The sequence below is a fragment of the Acidobacteriota bacterium genome (assembly GCA_022562055.1).
GTDB lineage: Bacteria > Actinomycetota > Acidimicrobiia > Spongiisociales > UBA5794 > BMS3BBIN02.
This window is the reverse complement of record JADFQA010000012.1, coordinates 44,780-57,662: the sequence shown is the minus strand read 5'-3', so window position 1 is coordinate 57,662 and position 12,883 is coordinate 44,780. Positions and strand designations below refer to the sequence as shown.

The window sequence follows — 12,883 nt, the reverse complement described above, 5'->3', positions numbered from 1 at the left end:
CATATGGCACGCAGTATGAAACTCGAAACGGTTCGCAATATCGGCATCATGGCTCACATCGATGCCGGTAAGACGACAGTGACAGAGCGGATCCTCTACTACACCGGTCGCACGTACAAGATCGGTGAGGTCCACGAGGGGTCTGCTGTCATGGACTGGATGGAGCAGGAGCAGGAACGCGGCATCACTATTACGTCTGCCGCCACCACGTGCCTTTGGGATGATCACACCATCAACATTATTGATACGCCTGGGCACGTCGATTTCACGGTCGAGGTCGAGCGGTCGCTTCGTGTTCTCGATGGCGCGGTTGCGGTTTTCGATGCGGTCTCAGGTGTTGAGCCGCAGTCAGAGACTGTATGGCGTCAAGCCGACAAGTACGGGGTCCCCCGCATCTGCTTCATCAACAAGATGGATCGGATCGGCGCAGACTACTTTGCCGCTATCGATTCGATTGTCGATCGCCTCGGTGGTAACCCAGTCGCCGTTCAGATTCCGGTGGGAGTTGAGGGTGACTTTTCCGGCGCCATCGACCTCGTCGATATGAAAGCAATCGTGTATCGGGACACCGACGACGGCAAAACCGACGACGGCAAAGAGTGGGACGTTGTAGACATCCCGGCCGAGCTCCAGGAGCAGGCCGATGAGTATCGCGCAAAGCTGCTCGACATTGTTGCGGCAGAGGACGCCGACCTCCTTGAGAAATATCTCTCTGACGAGGAAATCACCCCCGATGAGCTGCGTGCGGCCATTCGTAAAGGCACCATCAACCACGATTTCGTACCGGTACTTCTCGGATCTGCCCTCAAAAACAAGGGCGTCCAGGGTCTCCTCGACGGCGTGGTGATGTATCTTCCAAGCCCGCTCGATGTTCCCCCGATGACCGGTTTCAGACCAGGAAAAGAGGACGAGATACTCGAGCGCAAGCCGAGCGATGACGAGCCATTCTCGGCGTTGGCATTCAAGATCATGTCCGATCCCTATGTTGGGAAACTCACCTACTTCCGCGTGTACTCGGGGTGGGCCAAGAGGGGCGACACCGTCGTGAACGCGACCACCGGAAAGCGCGAGCGGTTCGGACGTTTGCTGCGCATGCATGCAAACACGCAAGAGGATATTGACGAGGTTCGCACCGGTGACATTGTGGCGGCGGTTGGGTTGAAAGCAACGAAGACCGGGCACACCCTGTCCGCTCAGGACGCACCGATCCAACTCGAGTCGATGACCTTCCCCGATCCTGTGATTTCGGTGGCGATTGAGCCGAAGAACAAGGCCGCTCAGGACAAACTCGGCGAAGGCCTCATGCGTCTTGCCGAAGAAGACCCGACGTTTGTGGTCCACACCGACGAGGAGACAGGTCAGACGATCATTGCAGGCATGGGCGAACTGCACCTCGATATCCTTGTCGACCGTTTGCGACGCGAGTTCAAGGTCGAGGCTGATGTCGGTCGGCCTCAGGTCGCGTATCGCGAGACGATCAAAAGGGCAGTTACCAAGATTGACGGCAAGCTGAAGAAGCAGACCGGTGGCTCCGGTATGTACGGCCACGTCGTTATCAACCTTGAACCAGGTGCGCCGGGGTCAGGATTCGAATTCATCGACAAAATCAAGGGTGGGTCCGTTCCACGCGAGTTTATCCCCGCTGCAGAAAAAGGAATGCGCGACGTTCTCGAAGCCGGTGTTCTCGCGGGATTCCCGCTTGTCGACCTAAAGGCAACGCTGATCGACGGCTCGAGCCATAACGTGGACTCGAACGAGATGGCGTTCCGAATCGCCGGTTCAATGGCCCTCAAAGCGGCTGCCGAGCGGGCGGGCATAAAACTTCTCGAACCCATAATGGAGGTCGAGGTAGTCACACCAGAAGAGCACTTGGGAGATGTCATCGGTGATATCTCCGCTCGTCGTGGAAAGGTTGAGTCCATGGATTCCCGTGGACCCATCAAAATCATCAATGCATTGACGCCGCTGGCAGAGATGTTTGGCTACGTGAGCGATCTTCGTTCTCGAACCAAAGGTCGCGCCAGCTACAGCATGCAGTTTCATTCGTACCAAGAAGTCCCGAGCACCGTGGCGCAAGAAATTGTTGCCAAGGTTCGTGGCGAATAGAAGGAGTCGCCGTTATGGCTAAGGAGAAGTTTGAGCGGGTGAAGCCGCATGTGAATGTTGGGACGATGGGTCATATTGATCATGGGAAGACGACGTTGACTGCTGCGATTACGCGGGTGTTGGCTGAGACTGTTGGTGGGGTGACGCAGTTCACTGCTTTTGATGAGATTGATAATGCTCCTGAGGAGCGTGAGCGTGGTATTACGATTGCGATTTCTCATGTGGAGTATGAGACGGTGAATCGTCATTATGCGCATGTTGATATGCCGGGTCATGCTGATTATGTGAAGAATATGATTACGGGTGCTGCGCAGATTGATGGTGCGATTTTGGTGGTGTCGGCTGCTGATGGTCCGATGCCGCAGACGCGTGAGCATGTGTTGTTGGCGTTGCAGGTTGGGGTTCCTCGGATTGTTGTCTTTTTGAATAAGGTTGACATGGTGGATGATGAGGAGTTGTTGGATCTTGTTGAGTTGGAGGTTCGGGAGTTGTTGTCGGAGTATGAGTTCCCGGGTGATGAGGTTCCGGTGATTCGTGGTTCGGCGTTGTTGGCGTTGGAGGGTGATGAGGGTGCTTCGGCTCAGGTTTTGGAGTTGATGGCGGCTGTTGATGAGTACATTTTGTTGCCTGAGCGGGATATGGATAAGCCGTTTTTGATGCCGATTGAGGATGTGTTTTCGATTACTGGGCGGGGGACTGTGGTGACTGGGCGGGTTGAGCAGTGATGGTTGAAGATTGCGTCTGAGGTTGACATTGTTGGTATTCGGGCGTTGCAGAAGACGACGGTTACTGGGGTGGAGATGTTTCGTAAGTTGTTGGATGAGGCTCATGCTGGTGACAATGTTGGGTTGTTGTTGCGGGGGACGGGTAAGGAGGATGTGGAGCGTGGTCAGGTGATTGCGGCGCCGGGTTCGATTACTCCTCATACGTTGTTTGAGGCTCAGGTGTATGTGTTGACGCGTAATGAGGGTGGGCGTCAGAACCCGTTTTTTGATGGGTATCGTCCGCAGTTTTATTTTCGGACGACGGATGTGACTGGTTCGGTGTCGTTGCCTGAGGGTACGGAGATGGTGATGCCTGGTGATAACACTGAGATGACGGTTGAGTTGATTAATCCGATTGCTATGGATGAGGGGTTGCGGTTCGCTATTCGTGAGGGTGGGCGGACTGTTGGTGCCGGCCGAGTCACCAAAATCATCAAGTAGGGACTGGGAGTTACTGAACCATGGCTAACGAACACAGGATCCGGATCAGACTCAAGGCCTACGACCACTCAGTGGTTGATGAGTCGGCGCGCAAAATTGCAGAAACGGTGATTCGTACCCAAGCGAAGATCAAGGGCCCGATTCCGTTGCCGACCCGTATCCACCGGTACTGCGTCATCCGTGGCCCGCATGTCGATAAGACGAGCCGCGAGCACTTCGAGATACGTATCCACAAGCGTTTGATTGACATTCTTGATCCGACGCCAAAGACAGTGGACGCTCTCATGCGTCTCGATCTGCCCGCCGGGGTTGAAGTGGAGATCAAGACGTGAAAGCGATTCTTGGCGAAAAGCTGGGCATGACTCAGATCTTCGATGATGAGAACCGGGTAATTCCGGTGACCATCATCAAGGCTGGTCCCGTTCACGTCACACAAATCAAAACGCAGGACAACGACGGGTATGAGGCGATCCAGATCGCATACAAAGAGTTGCCAGAGCGTCACGTCAATCGCCCAACAGCAGGCCACTTCGCAAAGTCGGGTGTTGCGCCGGCGAAGCACATTGTCGAAATTCGTGTCGACGACGTTTCGCAGTACTCACTCGGTCAGGAGATATCGATCACCGATCTGTTCGAGGTCGGTCAGAAGATCGACGTTGCGGGTGTCACCAAGGGCAAGGGATTTGCCGGGGTGATGAAACGCCACAACTTCAAGGGCATGCCCGCCTCCCATGGGGCACATCGGGTTCACCGAGCACCAGGGTCGATCGGCGCCTGTGCAACACCTGCCCGTGTCCACAAGGGGAAGCGTATGCCTGGTCGCATGGGTGGTAACACACGCACAGCTATGAACCTCACGATTGCAAAGATCGATGCTGATCGGGGCCTATTGATGGTCAGAGGCGCAGTGCCCGGCAACAAACGCGGCCTTGTCATCATTCGCGAGGCGGTGAAGGCACATGGCTAGCAAGATCACTGCCGACCTCTACAGCGCCGACGGAACCCCACACGGTCAGGTCGAGCTGAACGCGGACATCTTTGGTATCGAGCCAAACAAGGACGTGATGCATCAGGTCGTCACAGCACAGCTCGCCGCTGCCCGTCAAGGAACGCACTCCACCAAGACCCGCGCTGAGGTGCGTGGTGGTGGGCGCAAACCATGGCGTCAGAAGGGTCTCGGTCGTGCACGACACGGATCGATCCGTTCTCCGCAGTGGATAGGCGGTGGTATTGCCCATGGGCCAAAACCTCGTGACTACACGCAGCGGACGCCAAAGAAGATGCGTCGTCTTGCGCTGCGTTCGGCGCTGTCGATTCGCGCAGCCGAGCAGCAGATCAAAGTTGTTGCAGAGTTCGATTGGGACGGTCCCAAGACGAAAAATGCAGTCAAGTTGCTCGACGCCATGGGTGTAACCGGCAAGGTTCTCTTGTTGGCTGAGGACCACGAACGAATTGCGATCAAGTCGTTCCGCAACATCAAGCGTGTGATTGCAAGCAACGTCGGACAGGCGAACACGTACGACGTGCTGTGGGCCGATACGATCGTGATGAGCAAAGGAACGCTCGAGTTGGGGCAGAACGTGCCGCGTGGTTCATCCGAGCATGCTGCTCAGGTCGCTGCTGCACAAGGCGACGCCGCTGCGAGCGACAGCGCAGAATCTTCGGGGGGTGACGACGCATGAAGGACGCCCGCGACGTAATCCTTTCCCCGGTTGTCTCCGAAAAGTCGTACCAACTGGTCGAAGACTTCAACACGTACACATTTCTCGTGCACCCGCGGACCAACAAGACCGAGATCAAACAAGCGATTCAGAAGATCTTTGATGTCAAGGTGATCTCCGTGAACACGATCAACCGCAAAGGCAAGCGCAAGCGCACCGGCTACACGATCGGGAAACGTTCGGACCAAAAGCGTGCGCTGGTAACGCTCGCCCCCGACGAGTCGATCGACATCTTCGAGGTTTAACGATGGCAGTCAAGAAACGTAAACCAACGTCGCCGGGCCGGCGGTTCCAAACCGTCTCCGACTTCGGCGAAATCACAACTTCGAAACCTGAAAAGTCTTTGCTTGTCAAGCAGAAGCGTTCTTCGGGCCGCAACAGCTATGGCCGAATCACTTCGCGCCATCGCGGTGGCGGTCACAAACGCCGCTACCGGATCATCGACTTCCGGCGCAACAAGGACGGTATTCCGGCCAAGGTTGCGTCCATTGAATACGACCCCAACCGCAACGCTCGCATTGCGCTACTGCACTATGTCGATGGTGAGAAGCGGTACATCCTTGCGCCCCTGCAGATCAAGGTTGGCGACATGCTCGAGTCGGGTTCGGGGGCTGACATTCGGCCAGGGAATTGCTTGCCGCTTCGCAACATCCCGACCGGGACCATGGTCCACGGGGTGGAGCTTCGTCCCGGAGGCGGAGCCAAGATGGCCCGCGCGGCGGGCACTGCTGTCCAACTGATGTCCAAAGAGAAGAAGCTTGCTCTGTTGCGTCTCCCGTCTGGCGAGACGCGTCAGGTATTGCTCGACTGTCGCGCCACCATCGGCCAGGTTGGTAACACCGACGCTGAACTCATCAAGATCGGCAAGGCCGGCAGAAACCGTTGGAAGGGCATCCGCCCGCAATCGCGCGGTGTTGCCATGAACCCTGTCGATCACCCGCTCGGTGGTGGTGAGGGTCGTAGTTCTGGCGGTCGTCACCCGGTGAGTCCGTGGGGTAAACCAGAGGGTCGAACCCGCAAAGCAAATAAGACATCTGACAAGTACATCGTGCGTCGTCGTACGAAGAAGGGAAAGAGGTAGCCCATGGCGAGAAGTCTCAAAAAGGGCCCGTTCGTCGATGAGCACCTTCTGCGGAAGATCGAAGGCGCAAACGAGCGTGGCGAAAAGCGTGTTATCCGCACTTGGAGCCGCCGCTCCACCATCATTCCCGACATGGTCGGGCACACGATTGCAGTGCATGACGGGCGCAAGCATGTGCCCGTCTACATCAGCGAGTCCATGGTGGGGCACAAGCTTGGCGAGTTCGCACCAACGCGCACCTTCCGCGGCCACGTTGCTGACAAGTCATCGAGGCGCCGATGAACGTCAAAGCGCAGGCGAAGTACATCCGTCAGTCACCGTATAAGGTCCGTCGAGTTCTCGATTTGGTTCGCGAACTTCCGGTCGACGAAGCCAGCGATGTGTTGAGGTTTACCAATCGCAGAGCGGCTGACACCATCCTGAAGGTCCTCGATTCCGCCGTCGCAAACGCTGAGCACAACCATGCTCTCGACGCAGATGAGTTGTTCATTTCTGAGGCATACGCCGACGAAGGTCCGACGCTGAAACGTTGGCGCCCACGTGCTCGTGGCCGCGCAACCAAGATTCGCAAGCGCACCTGTCACATCACCATCGTTGTATCCGAAAGAGAGGAGGCGTAGTGGGACAGAAAATACATCCGTACGGACTCCGTCTGGGCATCGTCACGGACTGGAAGTCACGCTGGTACTCCGAAAAGGACTACGCGTTCCAGGTCAACCAAGACGCCGATATCCGCACGTATCTCACGACTGAACTATCGCGCGGTGCAATCTCGCGGATAGACATCGAACGAATCGGTGACAAGAAGGTCCAGATCGATATCCACACGGGGCGACCTGGTGTTGTGATTGGTCGCGCAGGTTCTGAGGCCGAGCGGATGCGCCGCGGGCTTGAGAAACTCACCGGTCTCATTGTGAAGTTCAACGTCATAGAGGTCCAGAACGCCGAGCTCGATGCGACGCTGCTCGCCCGTTCGGTCGCTGACCAGCTTGAGGGTCGGGTGTCTTTCCGGCGAGCTATGAAGCGCACTGTCGCAACCGCGCTCAAGGCAGGTGCTGAGGGTGTCCGTGTGCAGGCGTCTGGTCGTCTCGGCGGCGCTGACATGGGTCGTCGAGAGTGGTACCTCGAAGGTCGTGTGCCATTGCACACCCTGCGCGCCGACATTGACTACGGCGTCGCCACCGCGCACACCACCGTCGGAACGATCGGCATCAAGGTGTGGGTGTACAAGGGTGATGTTTCACCATCACTGCTCGGGCGCGCAGACAAGATTGCGGCCGAGGCTCGGCTCGCTGCAGGTGGTCCGTCGAATCGCCGTCGCCCGGCGAAGTCTCGTGCCGAGGCAGCCGCAAAAGGCGGTGGTCCTACCGGCCCACGCAAGATCATCGAGGCCGGCGGCGGCAAACGTCTTGTTGAGGCCGGCGGCGGTAAACGTCGTCCAAAGCACGAAGACACACCCACAGTGTCGGCCGCCGATGTTAAGGAAGAGCTTGACGATGCACGCGGCGCTGTCGACGGCACCACGGCCACCGACGTGGCCGCGGATGTCTCGAGCGAGCAAACGTCCACGAGCGACGTGGAGACAAAGACCGAGTCTCAGACAGATGCCATTGACGTCACCCAAGACTCTTCAGAGAGTTCGACGACCGAGGCCGTAGACGTCGATGACGCGTCTGACAGTGACACCTCATCCGACGACGGCGCTACTCCAGAGGCAGTTGCCGAAGGCGACACGTCTGAGGATGCCGCTGCCGACGGGGCCGCTGACGCTGACGAGGCTGCTGACGCTAGCGGGGCCCCTGACTCTGACGGCAAGGGTGCCTAGTCATGTTGATGCCTAAGCGCACAAAGTACCGCAAGGTCCAAAAAGGCAGGATGAAGGGGTCCACCAAGGGTGGCTCGACCGTGTCGTTTGGTGAGTTTGGTCTCCAAGCGCAGGAACGTGGATGGCTGACCGCTCGCCAAATAGAGGCGGCGCGTATTGCGATGACCAGGTCGGTGAAGCGCGACGGAAAAGTTTGGATAAACGTGTTTCCAGACAAACCGATTACCGAAAAACCGGCGGAGACCCGTATGGGATCGGGAAAAGGCAACCCCGAGTACTGGGTTGCTGTCATCAAGCCGGGGCGGGTCATGTTTGAGATGGCGGGGATCTCCGAGGAGCGTGCCCGCGAGGCGCTGCGGCTTGCTGCCCATAAGCTTCCTATGAAGACCAAGTTTGTGAAGCGGGAGCTCATATGAAAATCGCCGAACTTACGGACCTCACATACGACGAACTCGGTGAGAAACTCGGAGAGTCCAAAGAGGAACTCTTCAATCTCCGTTTTCAACTCGCTACCAATCAGCTTGACAACACCACCCGCATGGGTCAGGTGAAGAAAGACATCGCCCGAATTCGTACGGTGATGGCTCAGCAAGAACTTGACGCATGGCAACGCCAGCAGGAGGACAACTAATGGAACGAGGACGCCGCAAGGTCCGCACTGGCACCGTCGTTTCGGATGCCCGCGATAAAACGGTTACCGTTGAGGTTAGAGACTCCAAGCAGCATCGTCGTTACTCCAAGACGATCCCTGTTCGGAAGCGATTCCATGCCCACGACGAGAACAATGACGCTCGTATGGGTGACACCGTCCGCATTGTCGAGACACGTCCGTTGTCTAAGACCAAGCGCTGGCGCGTATCAGAAATTGTGGAGCGAGCCCGATGATCCAACAAGAGAGCAGACTCAAAGTCGCCGATAACTCGGGTGCCCGAGAGGTGCTGTGTATCCGCGTGCTCGGTGGGTCCGGGCGTCGATACGCGTTCGTTGGTGACGTCATTGTCTGTACGGTCAAGGATGCAACACCCGGTGGCAACGTCAAGAAGGGCGAAGTCGTTAAGGCTGTCGTTGTGCGTACGCGCAAGGAGCGCCGCCGTAGCGATGGCACCTATATTCGGTTCGACGACAACGCCTGTGTGATTATCGACGACAACAGCCAGCTCCGTGGCACCCGTATTTTCGGTCCCGTCGCTCGTGAGTTGCGCGACAAGAAGTTTATGCGCATCGTCTCGCTCGCCCCAGAGGTGATCTGATGAAGTTACGAGTCGGTGACAACGTTCGGGTTATTGCGGGCAAGGACAAGGGTGTCGAAGCGAAGATCACCCATGTCTACAAAAAGCGCGATCGCATCGTTGTCGAGGGCGTCGCTACCGCCAAGCGGCACACCCGTCCCCAGGGTGACGCAATGCAGGGCGGCATCATTGACATGGATCAGCCCATTGCGGTATCGAACGTGATGATCGTGTGCCCCGATTGTGGTCCCACCAAGATTGGGTACCGTTTTGACGACGGCGGCGCCAAGCTGCGGATATGTCGCAAGTGTGGGAGTGATCTCAAGTGATTCCTCGTTTAAAAACCATGTATGGCGACTCGATTGCGACCAAACTTCGCGAGGAGCTTGGACTCGAGAACGTCATGCAGACGCCTCGTATGCAAAAAATCGTTGTCAACATGGGGGTTGGCGACGCAACCGGCGACTCCAAGTTGGTCAACGCTGCGGTGGAGGATTTACGCGTCATTACCGGTCAGCAGCCGAAGGTGAACCGGGCCAAAAAGTCGATTTCAAACTTCAAACTGCGCGAGGGGCAAGCAATCGGAGCATCGGTGACGCTGCGCGGTGACCGGATGTGGGAGTTTTTCGATCGTCTCGTGACGCTCGCAATTCCCCGTATCCGCGACTTTCGCGGTCTTAACCCGAAGGGTTTTGACGGCAACGGCAACTACACCTTTGGTGTGAAGGAACAGCTCATGTTCCCCGAGATCGACTACGACAAGGTTGTCAAGGTACGCGGTATGGACATAACTCTTGTAACTACGGCCAGGACGGACGAAGAGGGCCGTGCCCTGCTTGCCGCTTTCGGCTTCCCGTTCCGCCAGCAACAGGCAGGTGTGTAAATGGCGAAAACATCAATGATCGAAAAGAACAAACGCCGCAAGGCCATAGTCGAACGTTACGCGGACCGGCGCGCTGAACTTGTCGTGGTCATCAAGGATCCGAACGCAAGTTATGAAGCTAAGCGGGTCGCGTATCAAGCGATCGCAAAGATGCCGCGCGATGCTTCGGCGACGCGGTATCGCAACCGCTGCGGCCAGACCGGGCGCCCACGTGGCTACTACCGCAAGTTCGGGGTTTCGCGCATCACGTTGCGCGAACTTGCGCACCGCGGCGAACTTCCCGGCGTACGAAAGGCCTCGTGGTAGGAATGTACACAGATCCCATTGCAGACATGCTCACCAGGATTCGTAACGCCAATCAGGCGTTGCATCCTGAGACTTCTATGCCGTCATCGAAGATGAAAGAAGCGATTGCCAAGGTTCTTGTTGCCGAGGGTTACGCTGATAGCTACCGCATCGAAGATGCCAACCCCGGAAAAACTCTTACGATCAGGTTGCGATACAACGAAGACCGCAGCCGCGTGTTGTCGGCGATCAACCGGATTTCGAAGCCGGGTCTGCGCGTGTACAAGTCTTCCGTCGACATTCGTCGGGTTCGCGGCGGTCTCGGCATCGCAATTGTCTCAACTTCTGAAGGCCTTCTCACTGACCGGGCCGCTCGCAAGCGCTCCATCGGCGGCGAAGTTCTCTGTGAGGTTTGGTAGCAGATGAGCCGAATAGGTAAAGCCCCCATCACTTTGCCCGATGGCGTTGATGTGACCATCAACGGTTCTGAAGTCGTGGTGAAGGGATCCAAGGGTGAACTCACGCGTAGTTTCAACTCCGCTATCAGCTTCGATTTAACAGACGGTGTAGTCACCGTGACGCGCGCCAACGATGACCGTGACGTTCGGGCTCTTCACGGCCTCAGCCGAGCGCTTCTCAACAACATGGTGATCGGAGTATCCGAGGGTTACAAAAAGGAACTCGAGGCTCGCGGTGTGGGGTATCGCGCGCTGCTCAAGGGCAACAAGCTTGAGCTTTCGGTTGGGTTTTCGCATCCGGTGTTTCTCGAGGCACCCGATGGCATCACATTCGAGGTCCCAGAACCGACCAAGATCATTGTGTCCGGTATTAACAAGGAGCTTGTTGGTCAGGTCGCCGCAAACATCCGTCGTGTCCGTCCGCCAGAGCCGTACAAGGGCAAGGGCATCCGGTACGTCGGCGAGCACGTTCGTCGCAAGGCCGGCAAGGCAGGAGCCTGATGAAATCGACACGCATAACCGCACGGCGTCGCCGCCACCATCGCGTCAGAAAAAACCTTCGCGGGACGGCGCAGCGTCCGCGTCTTTCCGTCTACCGGTCAAACAAGTACATTTACACGCAAGTCATCGACGACGATGCGGCGCGCACTTTGGCGAGTGCCTCATCGCGCGAGGCATCGCTTTCAGGCGAACGTCTTACGACAGACACCGCTTCTAAGGTTGGCCGACTCATTGCGAGCCGCGCAGCCGAAGCAGGTGTTAGCGAAGTTGTGTTCGACCGCGGCGGGAACGCATTCCACGGCCGCATCAAAGCGCTCGCCGACGCCGCCCGCGACGCCGGACTTAAGTTTTAGGAGCTGGCTGTATGAATCGAAATCGTAACGACAGAAACAGAAGAGGCGGCGGTCGAGACCGTGAACCCGAGTTTGACGAGCGGGTTATCACGATCAATCGCGTATCAAAGGTGGTCAGGGGCGGGCGCCGGTTCTCCTTCACCGCACTTGTCGCGGTCGGAAACGGCAAAGGCAAGGTTGGCATTGGCTACGGAAAGGCCAAAGAGGTCCCGACGGCCATCCAGAAGGCCATGGAACTCGCTCGCAAGGATATGAAATACATTCCTATGGCGGGGCAGACCATCATCCACAAGTCTATCGGCGTTCTCGGCGCATCGCGCGTGTTGCTACGTCCGGCTTCGCCCGGTACCGGTGTCATTGCAGGTGGCGCTACGAGACAGATCCTCGAGGCGGCCGGCGTGTCTGACATCCTGGCAAAGTCGCTGGGTTCCGCCACACCGCTGAACGTCGCAAAGGCGACCATGATTGCTCTGATGTCTCAAGATCGTCCCGATGTCGTTGCGCGCGCTCGGGGTCGTAGACCCGAGGAGTTGTTCCCGCCGGCTTTGATCGCTGCCTATAACTCCACCGAGTTGGCGCGTGCTGAGATAGGCGGGCGCTAGTGGCCAAGACACTCAAGATAACGCTCAAGAAGAGTCTCATAGGCGAGAGGCCTAAGACCCGAGCGACGATCGAAAGTCTGGGCTTGCGCAAGATTAATTCCACGGTTGAGCGACCAGACACACCAGACGTGCGTGGAATGGTGTTCCGCGCCAAGCACCTGTTGGATGTTGAGGAAATTTCATGAAACTGCACCACTTGCGCCCCGCTCCGGGGTCGAAGAAACGCAAGATTCGGGTTGGACGCGGTGAAGCGGGACGTCGCGGAAAAACCGCCGGTCGTGGTACCAAGGGCACCAAGGCCCGCAGCAAGGTCAGACCGGGTTTTGAGGGTGGGCAGACACCACTGCAGCGTCGGTTGCCAAAACTGCGCGGTTTCAAAAGCCGTAACAAAGAGATATTTGCCGTTATCAATGTGGAGAGGCTGAACGAGTTCGACGCCGGCACCGATGTCACGGTTGAGACTCTTCGGGCGTCGGGCATGGTGAAACACCGCGGGCGGATCAAGGTGCTCGGCGAGGGCGAAATCGACCGCGCACTCACGGTCCACGCCCATCGTTTCAGCAACAGTGCTATCGAGAAGATCAAAGCAGCCGGCGGCTCGGTGGAAGTCGTCGAATAGTGTTGGTCCGCCAAC

22 protein-coding genes and 1 pseudogene are annotated in these 12,883 nt (G+C 57.4%); all 23 read left to right on the top strand.

Going from position 1 to position 12,883, the window contains the following annotated elements; all coding sequences use genetic code 11:
* Positions 1 to 3: 3 nt before the first annotated feature.
* The 23 genes and pseudogenes from fusA (at position 4) to rplO (ending at position 12,868) form a co-directional block, all read left to right on the top strand.
* On the top strand, positions 4 to 2,106 hold the full coding sequence (gene fusA, locus IIC71_05915) for an elongation factor G (GenBank protein MCH7668725.1): 2,103 nt from the start codon (positions 4 to 6) through the stop codon (positions 2,104 to 2,106).
* Between the two features lie 14 nt (positions 2,107 to 2,120).
* A pseudogene (tuf, locus tag IIC71_05910) lies at positions 2,121 to 3,311 on the top strand (elongation factor Tu).
* Between the two features lie 20 nt (positions 3,312 to 3,331).
* A complete protein-coding gene (rpsJ, locus tag IIC71_05905) occupies positions 3,332 to 3,643 on the top strand; it encodes a 30S ribosomal protein S10 (protein MCH7668724.1) in 312 nt (103 codons plus the stop codon).
* Between the two features lie 26 nt (positions 3,644 to 3,669).
* On the top strand, positions 3,670 to 4,278 hold the full coding sequence (rplC, locus tag IIC71_05900; protein ID MCH7668723.1) for a 50S ribosomal protein L3: 609 nt from the start codon (positions 3,670 to 3,672) through the stop codon (positions 4,276 to 4,278).
* Positions 4,271 to 4,993, top strand: a complete 723-nt coding sequence (gene rplD / locus IIC71_05895; protein ID MCH7668722.1) for a 50S ribosomal protein L4 — start codon at positions 4,271 to 4,273, stop codon at positions 4,991 to 4,993. Before rplC ends, rplD begins: the two co-directional genes overlap by 8 nt.
* The gene (gene rplW / locus IIC71_05890) at positions 4,990 to 5,277 is read left to right on the top strand and encodes a 50S ribosomal protein L23 (protein MCH7668721.1); all 288 of its coding nucleotides are present in this window, start codon (positions 4,990 to 4,992) and stop codon (positions 5,275 to 5,277) included. The genes rplD and rplW overlap by 4 nt, the downstream gene beginning before the upstream one ends.
* A 2-nt stretch (positions 5,278 to 5,279) precedes the next feature.
* Entirely contained in the window at positions 5,280 to 6,113 is an 834-nt protein-coding gene (gene rplB, locus IIC71_05885; protein MCH7668720.1) for a 50S ribosomal protein L2, read from the top strand.
* Between the two features lie 3 nt (positions 6,114 to 6,116).
* Positions 6,117 to 6,395 carry a 30S ribosomal protein S19 gene (gene rpsS / locus IIC71_05880; protein MCH7668719.1) on the top strand — a complete coding sequence of 93 codons (279 nt, stop codon included), beginning with the start codon at positions 6,117 to 6,119 and terminating at the stop codon, positions 6,393 to 6,395.
* Positions 6,392 to 6,733 carry a 50S ribosomal protein L22 gene (rplV, locus tag IIC71_05875; protein ID MCH7668718.1) on the top strand — a complete coding sequence of 114 codons (342 nt, stop codon included), beginning with the start codon at positions 6,392 to 6,394 and terminating at the stop codon, positions 6,731 to 6,733. Before rpsS ends, rplV begins: the two co-directional genes overlap by 4 nt.
* Positions 6,733 to 7,938 (top strand): 30S ribosomal protein S3, encoded by a 1,206-nt coding sequence (rpsC, locus tag IIC71_05870; protein ID MCH7668717.1) that lies wholly within the window; start codon positions 6,733 to 6,735, stop codon positions 7,936 to 7,938. The genes rplV and rpsC overlap by 1 nt, the downstream gene beginning before the upstream one ends.
* Positions 7,939 to 7,940: 2 nt before the next feature.
* Positions 7,941 to 8,354: a 50S ribosomal protein L16 gene (gene rplP, locus IIC71_05865; GenBank protein ID MCH7668716.1), complete on the top strand. Its 414-nt coding sequence runs from the start codon at positions 7,941 to 7,943 to the stop codon at positions 8,352 to 8,354.
* On the top strand, positions 8,351 to 8,569 hold the full coding sequence (gene rpmC / locus IIC71_05860; GenBank protein MCH7668715.1) for a 50S ribosomal protein L29: 219 nt from the start codon (positions 8,351 to 8,353) through the stop codon (positions 8,567 to 8,569). The genes rplP and rpmC overlap by 4 nt, the downstream gene beginning before the upstream one ends.
* On the top strand, positions 8,569 to 8,823 hold the full coding sequence (gene rpsQ, locus IIC71_05855; GenBank protein ID MCH7668714.1) for a 30S ribosomal protein S17: 255 nt from the start codon (positions 8,569 to 8,571) through the stop codon (positions 8,821 to 8,823). Before rpmC ends, rpsQ begins: the two co-directional genes overlap by 1 nt.
* Positions 8,820 to 9,188 carry a 50S ribosomal protein L14 gene (gene rplN / locus IIC71_05850; protein MCH7668713.1) on the top strand — a complete coding sequence of 123 codons (369 nt, stop codon included), beginning with the start codon at positions 8,820 to 8,822 and terminating at the stop codon, positions 9,186 to 9,188. Before rpsQ ends, rplN begins: the two co-directional genes overlap by 4 nt.
* Positions 9,188 to 9,496 (top strand): 50S ribosomal protein L24, encoded by a 309-nt coding sequence (locus IIC71_05845; GenBank protein ID MCH7668712.1) that lies wholly within the window; start codon positions 9,188 to 9,190, stop codon positions 9,494 to 9,496. Before rplN ends, IIC71_05845 begins: the two co-directional genes overlap by 1 nt.
* A 17-nt stretch (positions 9,497 to 9,513) precedes the next feature.
* Positions 9,514 to 10,050 carry a 50S ribosomal protein L5 gene (rplE, locus tag IIC71_05840; protein MCH7668711.1) on the top strand — a complete coding sequence of 179 codons (537 nt, stop codon included), beginning with the start codon at positions 9,514 to 9,516 and terminating at the stop codon, positions 10,048 to 10,050.
* Positions 10,051 to 10,356, top strand: a complete 306-nt coding sequence (gene rpsN / locus IIC71_05835) for a 30S ribosomal protein S14 (protein MCH7668710.1) — start codon at positions 10,051 to 10,053, stop codon at positions 10,354 to 10,356.
* A 2-nt stretch (positions 10,357 to 10,358) separates the two neighbouring features.
* On the top strand, positions 10,359 to 10,754 hold the full coding sequence (gene rpsH / locus IIC71_05830; protein ID MCH7668709.1) for a 30S ribosomal protein S8: 396 nt from the start codon (positions 10,359 to 10,361) through the stop codon (positions 10,752 to 10,754).
* A gap of 3 nt (positions 10,755 to 10,757) precedes the next feature.
* The gene (gene rplF / locus IIC71_05825) at positions 10,758 to 11,294 is read left to right on the top strand and encodes a 50S ribosomal protein L6 (protein ID MCH7668708.1); all 537 of its coding nucleotides are present in this window, start codon (positions 10,758 to 10,760) and stop codon (positions 11,292 to 11,294) included.
* Positions 11,294 to 11,647 carry a 50S ribosomal protein L18 gene (locus IIC71_05820; protein ID MCH7668707.1) on the top strand — a complete coding sequence of 118 codons (354 nt, stop codon included), beginning with the start codon at positions 11,294 to 11,296 and terminating at the stop codon, positions 11,645 to 11,647. Before rplF ends, IIC71_05820 begins: the two co-directional genes overlap by 1 nt.
* 11 nt (positions 11,648 to 11,658) lie before the next feature.
* Positions 11,659 to 12,249, top strand: coding sequence for a 30S ribosomal protein S5 (rpsE, locus tag IIC71_05815; GenBank protein MCH7668706.1), 591 nt, complete (start codon positions 11,659 to 11,661; stop codon positions 12,247 to 12,249).
* Positions 12,249 to 12,434: a 50S ribosomal protein L30 gene (gene rpmD, locus IIC71_05810; GenBank protein MCH7668705.1), complete on the top strand. Its 186-nt coding sequence runs from the start codon at positions 12,249 to 12,251 to the stop codon at positions 12,432 to 12,434. Before rpsE ends, rpmD begins: the two co-directional genes overlap by 1 nt.
* Positions 12,431 to 12,868 (top strand): 50S ribosomal protein L15, encoded by a 438-nt coding sequence (gene rplO, locus IIC71_05805; GenBank protein ID MCH7668704.1) that lies wholly within the window; start codon positions 12,431 to 12,433, stop codon positions 12,866 to 12,868. The genes rpmD and rplO overlap by 4 nt, the downstream gene beginning before the upstream one ends.
* Positions 12,869 to 12,883 lie beyond the last annotated feature (15 nt).